Here is a 15,176-nt window from a genome sequence, read left to right as displayed (position 1 = left end):
TAACAAATTACTACTATGAAAACAACATGTAAAGCTGCCTTTCTGACGGTAGCCCTGAGTTCAGTTTTTGCCTTAACCGGATGCGGGCAGGAAGACATCAGAACCGACGTAACGGAAAATCCAAACTCCCTTATTACGAATGACATTCTTCAGACGAATGCGGTCGTTCCTTTAGCCGACTGCGTTGCACCCGGATGGGCTTCTCAAAACGGAGGGACAACCGGTGGTGGAACTGCAGCCGAAACAACTGTAACTACGTATGCTCAATTAAAAGCAGCCATCGAAAATACAGCGGTGAAAGTCATTAAAGTAACAGGAACCATTACTGTCACAGCGCGCATCTCATTTCAGGATCAATCCGGAAAAACAATTTACGGAACCAGTGGAGCCAAACTGGTTTCAACAGACCAGACAAAAGACGGATCAGGAATTCTCAATATTAAAAGATGTGACAATATCGTTATCCGAAATCTTATTTTTGAAGGACCGGGAGCGTACGACACAGACGGTTGGGACAACGCTATTTTAGACGATTGCAGAAATGTCTGGATCGATCACTGTGAATTCAGAGACGGCGTTGACGGAAATTTTGACATCAAAAACAAGTCGGATTTTATAACAGTTTCTTATACTAAATTCCATTATTTGAAAGCTCCAAAGCCGGGTGGTTCAGGAGGGACAGATGATCACAGATTTTCCAACCTTATCGGATCAAGCGATACTTCCACAACAGATGCAGGAAAACTGAATGTAACCTTTGTTCGTTGCTGGTGGGCTCCGGGCTGCAGAGAGCGTATGCCGAGAGTAAGGTTTGGAAAAATACATATTGTGAACAGCTACTTCAACAGTACCGTAAGCAATAAATGTATTGCAGCAGGAGTTCAGGCCAACATTCGTGTAGATGGAAACGTTTTTGAAAATGTAAAAGAGCCTATCAATTTAATGAGTGGATACACCGCAGTAACTGTTACCTCAAACAATACATTTACCAATGTTACAGGAAATACGGCAGGAAGCGGAACGGCATTTACACCACCGTATTCTATCCCAACTTTATCACTATCTTCTGTAAAGTCTGATGTAACAGCCAATGCAGGAGCTACCCTTACAGGAAATATCTGTAATTCATTATAATTAAATAATTTAAATAAAAAAAGACTGAGAAATATCTCGGTCTTTTTTATTTAACTTGTAATTTGTTTAATGATCTGCAAAATTAATGATCAGAAATATTATTTTTTTTCAGCCATTTAGGATATTCTTTATCCAGAAGCTTCTCCGCAAAATCTCCATACCAACTGTACCCGTTTCTTCTTTCCTCTGAAACTTCATTGTAATTATACTTTACACTTCCGTCACGATCACCAAAAATAGGTCTGTTATTATCTATATCATAAAATCTGGCCCAGATCACAGAGTTTTTATCTTCTGTCAACGTTCGGACAGCTTTTCCATTGACCTTTGAAACATTATAGCGGTAACCTTCAATTTTATTTTGTTTAAACCATTTTACAGCAGATTTTATAGATTTTTCGATGTCCTGAGTTACCGGTTGAAGCATTAAAAACCTTACAATCCCAACAGATTCACCTGTAGCTAAAGAAACAGGCTCAAAAGCTCGTGCCTTGTCCGGCTGTAAAGTAACCTCGTTGTATTGATCTCCCCAAATCGCCGGAAGTCCTTTCTGTATAACCTGGGTTTTTAAAATACAGTCAATCCCTCTTTTGACCGCATCTTTTGACTTCTCTTTTAATTTTGAATTAACTACATCGAAATCATTTTTCCCTTCCGCAACATTATACAAAACCGTCAAAGCATTGATCATCGCGTTATCATTATACGTTACCTGCTTTCTGTATAACCCTGTATTCGGATAATATTGAGGAAAACCTCCATTTTTGTATTGCATTAAAAGAAGATAACTAATCCCTTTTTCCGCTGCTTTCAGATATTCAGGATTTTTTGTCGTCGAATAAGCCTTAATCAAAGCATTAATTTCTTTAGAAGTCGCATTATTGTCGATGGTAGCATGATCATCACCTGTAGATTTTATCTTTCTTAAAAGATCTTTATCCAGAGGCAAACTGTAATTGACCACAGATTTATCTTCCAGCTGCTTTCCCCAACCTCCGATCGGAAGCTGATAGATCAACATTTTTTCGGCTAAGGTATCTTTTACCTGAGCGGAAAGGTTAACGGCAGTTAACCCAAAAGCGAATACGTATATTTTCAAATTCATCCTTAAAATATTATTTAACCTTTATCTCTAAAGGATTTGCTATAATCTGAGCTTGTTTTTCCAAAATATCTTCCCAATCTTTTTGTGTTTGAATCTGTCCGCTTTTCTGCCAAGCAAATCCGGCATAATAAATCAGTTTTTTCTGAGGTTTTGTAATGACCAACAAATTACTCTGATCCGAAATTTCAGATGTAAAAGCAATTGATTTTTTTACAATCTGAGGATCAACAACTATTCCTTCCCCCACAAAAGCATCATCAATTTTTTCCCAATGAAGGTAATATCCGTTCTTATTATTCAATTTTGCTTCTCCTTCATTCTTATGAAGCGTAATTCCGATCGTATAATTCGGAACCTGTTTTTCAGCTTCAAAAGTCGATTCAAATTTTGAAAAATTAGAACCTAAATCCAAAGAAATTCGCTTCGTTTCTTTAACTCCAAATTCACTCCACGGATTATAAGTTAATTCAAAAACCGTTCTCAACGGACCTTCTGCAATCGTTTTTGACATAACAAAGTTTTGGGAAACCTGAAGCTTACCATCTTTCCATATTCCAATTCCTCCGGTTCCGCGACTATCTCCTACCTGATAAGGATCATAGCCTTCTCCTCTCGTATCTCTGTGATAATACATTGAATCCGTCAAATAACCCTTGTACCAGTTATTAATGATTGATTTCTCAGTTCTTTTCAGCCAAATATCTACTCCGCTCGAAAGCGTACTTCCTTTTACTCCTGCCAAAGCTTCCTGTTGTCCTTTCGGACCATATACCCGAAACGCAATTTTATCATTTTCCCAGGTATAATCATCTGCACGTTCAGGAACCAATCTTGAATACGTTGTCACATTACTTACCGGAACCGGAGTTTTTGCGTCCGCAACGATAGTATAAAAAGAGGTCTTCTTCGCATCTACTTTTGTCTGAAAAAGAAGCTCATCATGCTGTTCGTCTCCATTATGATCAATCCACTGAATGATAAGGTAATTATTCTGAGCATCTTTAATTCTAAGATCCGATTCTTTATTTTTCCCTAAAAACGACTTCAGCTGGCTCACCGGAACTGCAACCACTTCATTCCGTGCAAAATTCAGATTATTTTTAACTTGAACAGAAACTTGTGCATTCATAAAATTTGCACCTATGCAAACGATTGCATAACTTAATCCAAGTTTTGATTTTTTATTCATAACTCCAAAAGTTATTTTCTCAAAAATAGAAATAATTCGGTGAATGGATCTATTATTTGCTTAAAAATTTGTTTTTTTGAACTAAACATTCTATTTAAATTTAATTCGCTGAAATAAAAAAACACCTACATTTCTGTAAGTGCTTGATTTAAAAAGTGGTCCCACCTGGGCTCGAACCAGGTTATATTTTATCTTGATTTTTAGTAACTTAAATATTTATCTTAATCAAGGTACGCCTAAATTTAAGCCTTTATTGCTATAAATAATCTACAATAGTCCTTCATCATTAAAACTCACATAATGTTCTTTTGTAATGATGATACTGTCAAGAAGAGCTATGTCAAGTAGCTTACAAGCTGTATTAAGCTTCTTTACTATAGCTAAATCTGCATTACTTGGATTAAGATTGCCACCTGGGTGGTTATGTACTAATATTAATCCAGTTGCTAAACATTTCAACGCTACTGATAAAATCAGTCTAATATCTACTAAGCTACTTGTAATACCTCCTTTGGATAAACTATAAAAACCAATGACAGTATTTGAAGAGTTTACGAAGAGTATTTTTACCTCTTCCTGCATTTCTATTATCCTATTATCCCAGATTGTTCTGATAACTTCTATTACATCAGTGCTCATGGTGAGCTTAGTTTGAGATATTTTGAAGGGGTGGTATGTTACCTGTATCTCTGATACTGTTGTTTCTGTATTCATTTTTTTTTGGAGTATGTGAGGAAGCTTATTTCACATTTTTTGTTACCCCAAAATCATAAAACTTGTTTAGTACTCTTTTCTGATACATTAAGGTAGTCACATTCTCTTCATCATGATAGAAAAGTTTCAAAGTTATTGAGTTAGGAAAATAGACTAATAATTCTGTTAGTCTATTTTTAAGGTTCTCTACCTTATTCTCTTTGTATTTTAATTCAACCCTCATAAGCCTGTCAGCATTAAAGTACAATAGCACCTGTTTTACTTTTAAACCAAGGACTTCGTTTATCTCTCCAAAGTATTCATAAGGAACTAAAGACAGGTTATTTTCTATGAACTCGTAAGGAGGTACAGATATAATCTCAAACTCGAAATCATTATGCTCATCATCCAGTCTGAATTTTAGGTACTCGTATATGTCATTCTTCATTTATTTTTAGATAGTTAAAGCTACCTTATTAGAGGTTGCTGATTGTTGTTTATCAAAAGGTTTATTATTCGTATTCTGCAAGAATTGGTCTGCATTCTGTAGCTTCCATATATCCACCTTTGATTTTATTTCCTCAGCTTTATTAAAGCTAGGAATGAGGTTACCTGGGACTAAGATGTCACAATTAATCCAGTCATGAAATACCTTGTTATCATCTTTAAGAATTTGATTAACATAAGGTTTCTGATAAGTTTCATCATTAAATCTGCTGTATATCTGACAGATGTATAACTTACCTCTGTTCAGTTCCCAGGTTACAATACTGTTACTAAGGAAGAATGTAGAGGCAGTTATTATGGTAAACATGCTCTTTTTAAGGTTTTCACCAAAGTCAACATTACCTGGGACACTGTATGAATAACTTCTAATACCATGCTATCAGAACAATAAGCAAGATAATACTAATCATACTTGTAATTAATGATAGCCTGACATCAACTCTACCTGGGATGTATAATGGTGGTCTTCTAACTATCTGATATTTGTACACATAGTTATTAGCCATTACCATTGAAATCAATAACCCTGCAACTACGTAGATTATTGCCCAATACCATTTGGTGTAAAGAAACATTATAATAATAGGTACTATTAAGCCTGTAAGAAAAAACCAAAAGTTTAATAGTACTGTATTTGCTCCTCTGTAAATAGTAGGAATATCTCCATCCTCCTCTGCAACATTCCTTGTCGCATTATATAGGCTTAGGCTTAGAAAAGCCAAAAAACAATAAACTAAGTACATATTATATTAATGCTTTTCATTGGAGTCTTTGGCTGTGCTGTTTGTGTTGATTTTCTTACCATGTTCATCATAAAATGCTATATAGAGCTTGTTCTGTCTCTTGTTGTAATAACCAACAAGATGGCTTTCTGGGCTTATTTCTTTATAATCTTCAGGTAAAACCACTTGTACAGGGTAATTGACAAAATTATACCCTTCTATGTTTGATTCTTGATAGAACTTAATCCCAAAGACTGCTAAGAGTATTCCCAGAACGAAGGTGATTGTAATTAGTAATGGTTTTGTTTTCATATTTGAAGTTGTTAAAATGTAAGCTTATTAAGGTTTGATGAAAATTTGTAATGAGGTATCATCAACAACCCAAATACCCCAAAAGATAAAGGAATGCAGATAATACTAAGAATGACTGTATTTATCCTACTTCTATTCTTGAACTTCTTAAAGGCAGGAGCATTAATAGCCCCCTCACTGAATTGAAGGTATCTCTTGTAGAGTTTTCTGATAGGATTAAACAGTAATGTAAATATTGTTATGTAGAATCCAAAGGTTGTTAATCCTGCTAATATAGTCCCTGCAAGGTAAGCCTCATCACTTAGATTATAATTACTTCTATTGTTAATGGTATATACCATTGTGAAGAATAGTAAGAATGTAAAGGTTAAGATATACAGAAATAGATTAGACTTTTCAGACATCTTTCCATACTTCTCAAGGTTGGTACTAGTTTCTTCATCAATATTCAAGGTTGGATTATGAGTACCAATGGTATTAATATCAGAAGTCAGTATTAATTTTTTGTCATTATTTCTTGACTTGATAATTAGGTAAATAATCAAGGTTGGTATACCTAGTATAATGAATATAATTACAAGGTGTTGAAAACTCAATGTTAAGGTTGTTATCATAGTTAAAAATGTTTAGTTAAGATTAGACAAATATATATAATTATCAAAAATGATAACGATAATATTATCATTTTTGACCACTTTTGACATCAGTTTTTGTGCTGATGGAAAAAATAGATTTTCAAATAGCTTTAGGTAAGAGGATAAGACAGCTAAGAGAAGAGAAAAAAATGTCTCAGGCTGAATTAGCCCTGTTATGTAATTTCGAGAAGTCTAATATGAACAGGATTGAAACAGGTAAAACCTGCCCCAGTAGTTTTACCTTATACAAGATTTCCATTAGCTTAGAAGTGAAACTTTCTGAAATTACAAATGTGATAGAGTAATCCTCATCTTTAACCATCATCTCTCTACAACAAACCAAAAGTTAGTGCAATTTTCCAGTAAGAGGTTACCTGGATGCTTCTGATAGTATGTTCAATAACCTGTATTAGAGTTTGGTATAAATGGAAACTTCAGCTATTTAATAAAATCTTACCCAGTCATTAATTATTTTCAAAGTCAAAGTTACCTGGGCATATTTAAAAGTAAACATCAGTAAACAGAAAAAAATAGAGTAAAAGAAAAGGACAAAATTTACTCCCTTTCTTTATAGGCTCCAGGTAAATTTTGTCCTGGAATAAGTCCCATTTTTTGTTTCTGTATATATACATTTTACAAAAACTAGGACTTATTGATTTTTACTGAATAGTATTCACAAGGTTACCTGGAGCTGTATAATTCTCTAAATAATTATTTGTGGCTAATTGTGAACTTTCATCAGGAGTGTATTCATATCTGTGATTCAGGGTGATAAGTTCTCCTGTTTCTTTGATAGTATACTGATAAGGTTCACATTCAACCTTGATAATGTCACCTTTCATCATAGTGCCCTTTAAACTTCTGCATACAGCTTCATCAAAGGTTGCAGGAATGTAGCATTTCTTGGCAGTGGCATAATATTGCCCTGTGGTCTGACTTTGTATAAGTTCAATACCACTGTTGATTTCAAGGACACAAAACATAGTCCCATCTTCTCTTTTTCTTTTGGTGTAATTCGTAATCGTTACCATAGTCTTTTTGATTTTGAGTTAATTGTTAATTATTGAAACAAGACACAAGCCTTTACACCACCACTATTACCTGGGGTCTAAAGGCTTAATGTCTGTTGCTTCTCCACAAGTGAGGGTTATTCAGGAGTGTTTCATTGTAAAAGAGAAAGATTGATATTCTCATTTCCATCCCAGGTTCAGTAGTGGTGTGAGATGAATAGAAATCAGTATAGGGAGGTGCAGTGAAAGCAAATTCACAAGAAGTCATAGTGTTATCACAAGTAAAGAACTGAAATTGAAGTAGCAGGTGATGACTCAAATAATAATAGAACTGTGAAAACTTTCAAGTTCCTTTATCGTGGGGAGGGGGATTTCCCATTCATGAGAAAAGGGCTAGTATTGTCTAGGATATATATAAACATATCTATTTTTTTTCTCAAAAAAAATTAAAATTAAAAGAGGATTAATATCTTTGTAGATTACATGAAATTGTGATTTTGGATTATAAAAAAAATTTTGAAAAAATATTGGTTAAATATCAACAAGATAACGCACCTATTTTTGTTGATTTTAGAGAATTAGTAGACTCTGTTAAATTTACAGAAAGAGCTACACACTCTATTCATTCTTATACTGCTAAACTATTGGCTAATATTCCATACTTCTTTTTAAATAATTCATATTTTGTTAAACCAAGGCAAAAAGTTTTAGACCCATTTTGTGGTTCTGGTACAGTTTTATTGGAAGCTAAACTTGCTGGCTTAAATCCATATGGTAGTGATGCAAACCCATTAGCTCGAATTATAACTACTGTCAAATGTAGCAACTATAATATATCAACTCTTAAAGTTTATAGAGATGAATTGAAAACAAACCTCAACAACCAAAAAGATGAAATAGAAATTTCATATGCTAACTTAAAATCTTTAGATTTTTGGTTTGAAAAACATATTCAAAAACAATTAAAATCCATATATCAAACAATCACAGGTATTCCAGACAAAAAATATTTAGATTTTTTCCTGGTCTGCTTTTCAAATTGTGTCAGAAAAGTAAGTAATGCAGATTCACGAATTTCTGTTCCTGTAAAAATAAACCCATCTAAATATTCAGAAACATCTCAGCATAGAATTGATTCTCAAAAAAAATTAGAAGAGTTAAAAACTGTAAATGTTATTGAAAAATTTTTTGATATTGTCGATCAAAATATTAAGAGAGAGAGAAAAAAAAATGAAATTAATTCATCAAAATATATAGGTAAAATAATTTCAAATGATTCTAGAAATTTAAAAAATCTAGTTAATGAATCAATTGATTTGATATTGACCTCACCACCTTATGCAGGTGCTCAAAAATACATTAGAGCATCAAGCTTAAGCTTATATTGGTTAGGATATAACAGTTTAAGTGACTTAGATAAAGAAAATATTGGAAGAGAAAATTACACAAAAGATGAATATAATTTCTTAAAAAAAACAGGAATTAAAAATGCAGACTATTTATTAGAAAAAATTTTTGATATAAACCCTTTGAGGGCTTATATTGCATCAAATTATCTACTTGAAATGACTGATGCATTAAAGGAAAGCACAAGAGTCTTAAAAAAAGGTAAACATTTAATACTTGTAGCATCTAATAATATGGTTTGTGGATTTAATTTTAAAACTCAGGAGTATTTAAAAGAGATAACATTAAATTTAGGGTTTGATCTTATATGCGAAATGGTTGATGATATTAAATCCTATGGGCTAATGACAAAAAGAAATAAAACTGCCAGTATAATTACTTGTGAACATATTCTAATTTTCAAAAAACATGAATAATGATAAAGATAAAACTGAGGAATTACTTAGTAAAATAAAAATTTTCAATGAAACAGCCTGGGATTATAAAGTTTCAGTGAATAAAATTAATTTATGGCTAGAAAACTTTGCAGCTGAGGAAAGAGAAAGTTTATTATTTTTATTAACACAGTTTATTTTCTTCAGTAAGTTTCAAGTAAATAATATGCTAAAATCTATTTATAGAGATTTTATAGAATATTCAATAGTTGAAAATTTCAGAATAAATAATTCAAATACATTAGACAAAGACTCAATTGAGAAAAACCTAGAGGAAACCTTAAATAAAACTAGGTTTGTACCTATAGGTAACCCTTCTGAAAGTAGCGCAAGTCTAATGTATGATTTCAGAACAATTAACAAATTAAAAACAAGCTTATTTATTGAACAAGGTGTTGCTGATTCAACAACAGATACCATTGAAAATTTTATCTTCATAGATGATATTTGTGGAAGTGGAAACCAAGTAAGAAAATACGCAGGGAGTATAGTTACTAGAATCAAATCTAGATTTCCAAGTGCTAAAATACATTATTACACCTTGGTTGCTAATCAGAAAGGTATAGATTATATAAGTGGACTAAAATGGTTTTCATCCATAGACAGTGTCATCAGATTAGATGATAGTTATAAATGTTTCGAATCAAATTCAAGATTTTTCAAAAATCATCATGATATAGATGTAAATAGCCTAAAAACAGTTTGTGAAAAACAGGGGTATAAGCTTATGGCATCTATTTTAGAAAAGCAGGGAATTGACGAAAAAAATGCAATCCACTGCCAACTTGGTTATGATAATAACCAACTACTATTAGGTTTTGATCATAATACTCCAGATAATACGCTTCCTATAATATGGTATGATGAAGATATGGTTCATTGGTCTCCAATATTTCCAAGAAAGCACAAAATTTATTAATATGAATCCATTTGATATAACAAAAGCAGTTGATTATTCAGACACTGAATTATATAATAATTGGGTAGACTTCCCTAAAGATGGTTTTAACAATATAATAAGACCTACATTGGATATGCCAATGATTATATTAGGGAGTAAAGGAAGTGGTAAAACTCATATCATGAAGCATTTTAGTTTTAAAATGCAACAATTAAGAAATAAGGAAATATACAAAGGCATCATAACTGATGGATACATTGGCATATACTTAAGATGCTCTGGATTAAATGGTTATAGATTCTCTGACAGAAATGAGTCACCAGATACTTGGGAAGCTATTTTTTCATATTATTTAGACTTATGGCTAACTCAATTACTATTAGATTCAGTCGTTGAAATTTTTAATTCAAATAATGAATTAAAAAAATATGAAAATAGGATTGTTATGGAAACTATGGCTATTTTCAATTCGAATGAAAAATTAGAGAACTATAACTTTAAATTATTAAAAGAATATATTAACCATCAACAAAGGAAAATCGACTATGCAATTAATAACATAGCTTTGAGCAGTGGTTCAATAAAAGACAAAATTGAAATTTTAGCTAACCCAGGTCAACTAATTTTCGAAGTCCCCCTAATAATCACTAAGGTAATCAACGAATTTTCTAAAATAAAAATTCTTTTTCTACTTGATGAATTTGAAAACTTTTCAGAGAGTCAACAAAAGTATTTTAATACCCTAATAAGAGAAAGACAAGATCCTGTATGCTTTAAAATAGGAGCAAGAAGATATGGTATTAAGACTAAGATGACATTTAGTGGTGGTGAAGAAATTAAAGTTGGTTCAGAATATGAGCTTTTTGACTTAGATGATATTTTTAGAAAAAACTTAACTGATTATAAAGAATTTCTAAAAGAAATATGTATTAAAAGGATTGAAAATTCTAATAACAAGCTATCAAATGATATAATTAAGCACTTCGACACAGCTGATTACAATAAAGATATGCAAGTAATAAGGGTCAAAAGTCAGCATATAGAAAAGTTTAAAAACAAATTAAAAAAATACAAAGTTGAAAATTTTGACAAAATTACAGCTAATATTAGATGTCAAGAAGATCCATTAATTGAAAGAGTAAACATTTATTTAATATATAAAGGGTTCAAGAAAAAAGAAAATCTCTTCGAATTATCAAAAAATTTAAAAAGAGATACAAAGAAATATTTACAAGGAGAATCTATTGAGGACTATGATAGTGTACTAGATAAATATAAGCAAGATTTAATTGATGCCTTATACAGAGAAAATAGTTTAAAAATAACATCATACTGTGGATTTGATAATCTGGTTAGAATCTCTAATGGAATTCCAAGACATTTCTTAATGATAATGAAACATATTTTTAGATGGAATAATTTTTATGAAAATAATAGCTATAAGGACACTATTAAAACAGATATACAACTTTTAGCAATTAAGGACACTGTTTTATGGTTTTTAGAAGATGCAAATACTAGAAATAGTCTCTATAATTTTAAAGACTGTATAGAAAGATTATGTAATTATTTAAGAGAATTAAGATACTCTGACCTTCCTCCTGAGTGTAGTATTTCAACAATTGAATTAGAATCTTCAAATTTAAAATTGGACGTAAAAGAAATCATTGATTTTTTAGAACAATATTCGTATTTAATCAAAATAGAATCTGGTAGGAGAGATAAAAACTCAAATCAGAGAAATGATATTTTCCAAGTAAATGGCTTAATATCTTGTTTGTGGGAACTTGCAATTGCAAGAAGAGGAATCGTAAAAATAAGTGAATCAAACCTTGAAATAATATTAACTAATAGTGGTGAAGAATTAAAAAGATTTTCAAAATCAGAATTGATAAAATATAATATCCCATTTAAACATTCAAATGAATTACCATCTTTATTTTAATAATTATGGAGTACCAGTATTTATATAAAAAGAAATATGAAATAAGGAATAATTTTATTTCCAATAAATTTTCATTACCTACTTATGATATTTTAATATCAGCCTATAATGCAAGTGAAAGAGTTAACTTCATAATTAAAGAGGTAGAAGCAAAAGAAAAGCATATTTTTATTCTTCAAGAATATGGATTCTTAGATACTGAAACTGATAAAATTGATAAAGACTTAAAAATTTTTGATTTTACATCTTTATCTGATGAAGCAGAAATCCTAAATGATTATTTTACTGAGCATATATTACCTAGAAAAGACGATAAAATATTATTTGACATAACAGGTTTTTTAAGACCACACATTATTTACTTTTTAAGATTATGTCAAGCCAACAATATTAAAGAAATTGATTTCCTTTATTCAGAACCTAAAAACTATAAGAAGAAGGAAGATACTCAATTTTCAATGAACTTTCAAACAATTAGAGAAATTAAAGGCTGCTCAGGAAGTCATAATCATGATACCTCAAACGATTACTTAATATTGGGTTCTGGTTTTGACTATGATTTAATTTTGAGAGTCGCAAAAGAAAAAAAACAAACAAAAAAAATTCAGATTTTAGGTTTTCCTCCACTACAAGCAGATATGTTTCAACAAAATCTATTAAAAGCATCTAAAGCAGAGGAAGAAATTAATTTAAAATTGGAATTGGATTCAAAAGATGTAATATTAGCACCTGCTAATGATCCATTTGTAACAGCATCTTTACTAAGTAAGACAATCGCAAAAATTAATTCACACAAACAAATAACAAATTTATATTTAAGCCCACTCTCAAGCAAAGCCCAAACATTAGGTGTTGCTTTGTATTATGTGAAAGAATGCTTGGATAAACCTGCAAGTATAATATTCCCTTTTTGTGAAGGATATGAAAAAGAAACATCCCAAGGAATTTCTAGATTTTGGATCTATACAGTAGAATTATAGCCACTTAAATCAGTGGCTATAAAAAACTAACTTAAAAACCAATGGTACTTATTATCACCATTATGTACTTTCTGTATACCTCTTGAGAATTCAAAAGCATTCAAGTTCCTGTCAAGGAAAGTATCTATATAACTACTCTTATTAGCCTGTGTAAAGAGATTATACACATTCCATAGGCTAATGTTTCCATCTTCATTCCTGCAAAAGCTTTCATCTTCGTAATAGTCTTTTGCAACTGTATTAAGCTGACTGTCATTAAAGTTCAGACTTGGAATTACCAATTTCTCCTTTTTGGATAGATGTTGGTATAACCTTGACCTACCTAAGAGCTGGGCAAATTGATGTTCTGTAAGGTGACTATGAGATAAAGATTTCATAACCTCCAGGTGGCTTTCTGCATTGTAGTTTTGAATCACATGAGTAATTTTCTCCTGTAGTTCACGATAATTTCCAACTCTCATTTCTTCTACAAAACCATCAAAACTAACACATAAATTACAGCAAACCTTATTTTGAAAGCCAATGAAGAACTTGAATTTTTCAAAGGTTTTCTTGTTGTAAAGGTTCTCCAGGTTATAACTTCTTACTCCTCCCAAAGTAAGAGCTAATTCATTACCATTGATAGTATCTACAATAGATGGTATTTGAATAATAAAAGCCATTCTTTCATAGTAAATGGTCTTCTCATGGTCTAATAATTCCTTAGCACTTTTATAGATAGCATCAGGAGTTCTGCCTTTTATTTGATGTGACACCCTTATTTCAGGATTACTGATACTATGGTGAGGAAACAGTTTCAACACTGTATTAATAACAATCTCTATAAACTCTTGGTGAGCAATGGTCTTTTCATTGTCCTTACTAAATACAGGAATAATACACTCACTTTTAAGATGATTTAAATCTACCTGTAAGGTATTAGCTTCAATAAAAGGTTTATGAACATAGGTAGAGCCTGTTGTGCTAATGATAGTATTGACTGCATTAGAAATCAAAAGAGGCTGAACACTTCTTGGTTCAACCTCCTTAATTTCATTCATTCTGCTTGGATAAAAGACCTCTGCCTCTTGGATATTTACAGCCTCCAGGTTAAGGTGACTGCTTCTTTGAACATTGTGCAGTTCCATTACTGCTGTATTATCTGTGTACTCCATTAGTTGAAAAGTTTTGTGGGTTAGACAGTTTGATTAAAAATGATTTTCTGGCTTCATATTCAGGCTTTAACTCTTCCTGATATTGGGGATATTGTTTGTAAAGAGCTAAAAGGTCACTAATTGCATTACAGTCTCCTATTTTATTAATTAGAGCGTTAATCTCATTAGTGCCCAGGTAACTTTGTTTAGGCATAGAAGGGGTTACCTGGGCTTGGTTAATTGTTCCTGCATTACACCAGTCAAGAATCACCTTACCAGTTTGAGGGGTTATCAAAAACTCAGGTTTATTCATGAACAGCCCTGTTCTATCCTTACTTGCTTTAGCCAAATGATTATCATTAATTAATTCGAAGTTGATAGTTAATTCGTATTCAAAGCCATCCCTAGTGATTTCTTTGGTTCCATGTTTGACTACTTTTGTTTTACCATTAGAACCAATATCTAAAGAATAGTCCATCTTCCTTCTTGTAGTGGTAATGATATGACAGCTTGACTGTAATATCTTGTTGATGAACGCTTGATGTCTTGGAGTTACATTAGCCCAATCCTGAAACCTACCACCTAGTTTCTCATGTATTTCAAGACATCCACCAGAACCATTCCATTCATGGCTGGCTGAATCTATGATAATGACTTCAATTCCTGACTTTTCACACAATTCTATAGCTTGTATATATCTTTCTGGTGAATAAGGAGCTTGTAAGTCCAACACCTTATAGCTACCCAGGTCAGAATACAGGGAAGCTGAGGAGTTTTCTGTGTCTATGACTGCTATTTTATTCCAGTCCTGTGTCATTCCATAGGCTAATAATAAAGCTGATTTGGTCTTTCCAAATCCACTAGCTCCTGATAATCCTAATCTGAGCTTTACTTGTTGTCTTTGTGACTGTTTTAATTGCATAATATTTTGTATTTAAAATTGTTAAGATTAATTTGAAACTTCTATAAGATTTCTTTTTATAGAGTTCCTAAGGTGTAAACTTTAAAGTGTTTTTGCTGTGTTGCAAATAAAGAAGCCAACCTTACTGAATTGTAGGTTGGCTGAATT

Annotated in this window: 16 protein-coding genes; 6 read left to right on the top strand and 10 right to left on the bottom strand. The window is 31.8% G+C overall.

What is annotated here, in order from left to right:
* Nucleotides 1–15: 15 nt before the first annotated feature.
* Nucleotides 16–1,134 carry a pectate lyase gene (locus P0Y62_16830; GenBank protein ID WEK69487.1) on the top strand — a complete coding sequence of 373 codons (1,119 nt, stop codon included), beginning with the start codon at nucleotides 16–18 and terminating at the stop codon, nucleotides 1,132–1,134.
* Between the two features lie 82 nt (nucleotides 1,135–1,216).
* Here P0Y62_16830 and pelA read toward each other — a convergent pair whose 3' ends face one another.
* The 7 genes from pelA to P0Y62_16795 all read right to left on the bottom strand — a co-directional run bounded on the left by pelA (nucleotide 1,217) and on the right by P0Y62_16795 (nucleotide 6,276).
* Nucleotides 1,217–2,239 carry a pectate lyase gene (gene pelA / locus P0Y62_16825; protein ID WEK69486.1) on the bottom strand — a complete coding sequence of 341 codons (1,023 nt, stop codon included), beginning with the start codon at nucleotides 2,237–2,239 and terminating at the stop codon, nucleotides 1,217–1,219.
* 10 nt (nucleotides 2,240–2,249) lie between these two features.
* Nucleotides 2,250–3,428 carry a DUF4861 family protein gene (locus P0Y62_16820; GenBank protein ID WEK69485.1) on the bottom strand — a complete coding sequence of 393 codons (1,179 nt, stop codon included), beginning with the start codon at nucleotides 3,426–3,428 and terminating at the stop codon, nucleotides 2,250–2,252.
* A gap of 267 nt (nucleotides 3,429–3,695) precedes the next feature.
* On the bottom strand, nucleotides 3,696–4,142 hold the full coding sequence (locus P0Y62_16815) for a JAB domain-containing protein (GenBank protein ID WEK69484.1): 447 nt from the start codon (nucleotides 4,140–4,142) through the stop codon (nucleotides 3,696–3,698).
* A gap of 25 nt (nucleotides 4,143–4,167) precedes the next feature.
* Nucleotides 4,168–4,569, bottom strand: coding sequence for a hypothetical protein (locus P0Y62_16810; protein WEK69483.1), 402 nt, complete (start codon nucleotides 4,567–4,569; stop codon nucleotides 4,168–4,170).
* Between the two features lie 6 nt (nucleotides 4,570–4,575).
* Nucleotides 4,576–4,935 (bottom strand): hypothetical protein, encoded by a 360-nt coding sequence (locus P0Y62_16805; GenBank protein WEK69482.1) that lies wholly within the window; start codon nucleotides 4,933–4,935, stop codon nucleotides 4,576–4,578.
* Nucleotides 4,936–5,377: 442 nt separating this feature from the next.
* Nucleotides 5,378–5,662: a hypothetical protein gene (locus P0Y62_16800; GenBank protein WEK69481.1), complete on the bottom strand. Its 285-nt coding sequence runs from the start codon at nucleotides 5,660–5,662 to the stop codon at nucleotides 5,378–5,380.
* Nucleotides 5,663–5,673: 11 nt separating this feature from the next.
* A complete protein-coding gene (locus P0Y62_16795; GenBank protein ID WEK69480.1) occupies nucleotides 5,674–6,276 on the bottom strand; it encodes a hypothetical protein in 603 nt (200 codons plus the stop codon).
* A gap of 104 nt (nucleotides 6,277–6,380) precedes the next feature.
* On the opposite strand from P0Y62_16795, the gene P0Y62_16790 reads away from it, so the two are divergent.
* Nucleotides 6,381–6,602, top strand: coding sequence for a helix-turn-helix transcriptional regulator (locus tag P0Y62_16790; protein WEK69479.1), 222 nt, complete (start codon nucleotides 6,381–6,383; stop codon nucleotides 6,600–6,602).
* 354 nt (nucleotides 6,603–6,956) lie between these two features.
* Here the strand turns inward: P0Y62_16790 and P0Y62_16785 are convergent, their stop codons facing one another.
* Nucleotides 6,957–7,328, bottom strand: a complete 372-nt coding sequence (locus P0Y62_16785) for a hypothetical protein (GenBank protein WEK69478.1) — start codon at nucleotides 7,326–7,328, stop codon at nucleotides 6,957–6,959.
* A 476-nt stretch (nucleotides 7,329–7,804) separates the two neighbouring features.
* Here P0Y62_16785 and P0Y62_16780 point away from each other — a divergent pair, with 476 nt between their 5' ends.
* The 4 genes from P0Y62_16780 to P0Y62_16765 are packed head-to-tail and all read left to right on the top strand — an operon-like array spanning nucleotide 7,805 to nucleotide 12,974.
* Complete coding sequence (locus tag P0Y62_16780; GenBank protein ID WEK69477.1) at nucleotides 7,805–9,130, top strand: hypothetical protein; 1,326 nt, start codon at nucleotides 7,805–7,807, stop codon at nucleotides 9,128–9,130.
* Nucleotides 9,123–10,067 carry a hypothetical protein gene (locus tag P0Y62_16775; protein WEK69476.1) on the top strand — a complete coding sequence of 315 codons (945 nt, stop codon included), beginning with the start codon at nucleotides 9,123–9,125 and terminating at the stop codon, nucleotides 10,065–10,067. The genes P0Y62_16780 and P0Y62_16775 overlap by 8 nt, the downstream gene beginning before the upstream one ends.
* Nucleotide 10,068: 1 nt before the next feature.
* Complete coding sequence (locus P0Y62_16770; GenBank protein WEK69475.1) at nucleotides 10,069–11,994, top strand: hypothetical protein; 1,926 nt, start codon at nucleotides 10,069–10,071, stop codon at nucleotides 11,992–11,994.
* Between the two features lie 5 nt (nucleotides 11,995–11,999).
* A complete protein-coding gene (locus tag P0Y62_16765) occupies nucleotides 12,000–12,974 on the top strand; it encodes a hypothetical protein (GenBank protein ID WEK69474.1) in 975 nt (324 codons plus the stop codon).
* Between the two features lie 26 nt (nucleotides 12,975–13,000).
* Here P0Y62_16765 and P0Y62_16760 read toward each other — a convergent pair whose 3' ends face one another.
* Complete coding sequence (locus P0Y62_16760) at nucleotides 13,001–14,128, bottom strand: DUF3871 family protein (GenBank protein ID WEK69473.1); 1,128 nt, start codon at nucleotides 14,126–14,128, stop codon at nucleotides 13,001–13,003.
* Nucleotides 14,112–15,029 (bottom strand): AAA family ATPase, encoded by a 918-nt coding sequence (locus tag P0Y62_16755; GenBank protein ID WEK69472.1) that lies wholly within the window; start codon nucleotides 15,027–15,029, stop codon nucleotides 14,112–14,114. Before P0Y62_16755 ends, P0Y62_16760 begins: the two co-directional genes overlap by 17 nt.
* Nucleotides 15,030–15,176 lie beyond the last annotated feature (147 nt).

It is taken from the genome of Candidatus Chryseobacterium colombiense, assembly GCA_029203185.1.
GTDB classification, from domain to species: Bacteria; Bacteroidota; Bacteroidia; order Flavobacteriales; family Weeksellaceae; genus Chryseobacterium; species Chryseobacterium colombiense.
Note: the sequence above shows the minus strand (reverse complement) of the source record. Positions and strands in the feature narration are given on the sequence as shown.

Bases quoted from the DNA above. Each gene is read 5' to 3' on its own strand.
- P0Y62_16830 (WEK69487.1), top strand. From the start codon at position 16: ATGAAAACAACATGTAAAGCTGCCTTTCTGACGGTAGCCCTGAGTTCA.
- pelA (WEK69486.1), bottom strand. From the start codon at position 2,239: ATGAATTTGAAAATATACGTATTCGCTTTTGGGTTAACTGCCGTTAAC.
- P0Y62_16820 (WEK69485.1), bottom strand. From the start codon at position 3,428: ATGAATAAAAAATCAAAACTTGGATTAAGTTATGCAATCGTTTGCATA.
- P0Y62_16815 (WEK69484.1), bottom strand. From the start codon at position 4,142: ATGAATACAGAAACAACAGTATCAGAGATACAGGTAACATACCACCCC.
- P0Y62_16810 (WEK69483.1), bottom strand. From the start codon at position 4,569: ATGAAGAATGACATATACGAGTACCTAAAATTCAGACTGGATGATGAG.
- P0Y62_16805 (WEK69482.1), bottom strand. From the start codon at position 4,935: ATGTTTACCATAATAACTGCCTCTACATTCTTCCTTAGTAACAGTATT.
- P0Y62_16800 (WEK69481.1), bottom strand. From the start codon at position 5,662: ATGAAAACAAAACCATTACTAATTACAATCACCTTCGTTCTGGGAATA.
- P0Y62_16795 (WEK69480.1), bottom strand. From the start codon at position 6,276: ATGATAACAACCTTAACATTGAGTTTTCAACACCTTGTAATTATATTC.
- P0Y62_16790 (WEK69479.1), top strand. From the start codon at position 6,381: ATGGAAAAAATAGATTTTCAAATAGCTTTAGGTAAGAGGATAAGACAG.
- P0Y62_16785 (WEK69478.1), bottom strand. From the start codon at position 7,328: ATGGTAACGATTACGAATTACACCAAAAGAAAAAGAGAAGATGGGACT.
- P0Y62_16775 (WEK69476.1), top strand. From the start codon at position 9,123: ATGAATAATGATAAAGATAAAACTGAGGAATTACTTAGTAAAATAAAA.
- P0Y62_16770 (WEK69475.1), top strand. From the start codon at position 10,069: ATGAATCCATTTGATATAACAAAAGCAGTTGATTATTCAGACACTGAA.
- P0Y62_16765 (WEK69474.1), top strand. From the start codon at position 12,000: ATGGAGTACCAGTATTTATATAAAAAGAAATATGAAATAAGGAATAAT.
- P0Y62_16760 (WEK69473.1), bottom strand. From the start codon at position 14,128: ATGGAGTACACAGATAATACAGCAGTAATGGAACTGCACAATGTTCAA.
- P0Y62_16755 (WEK69472.1), bottom strand. From the start codon at position 15,029: ATGCAATTAAAACAGTCACAAAGACAACAAGTAAAGCTCAGATTAGGA.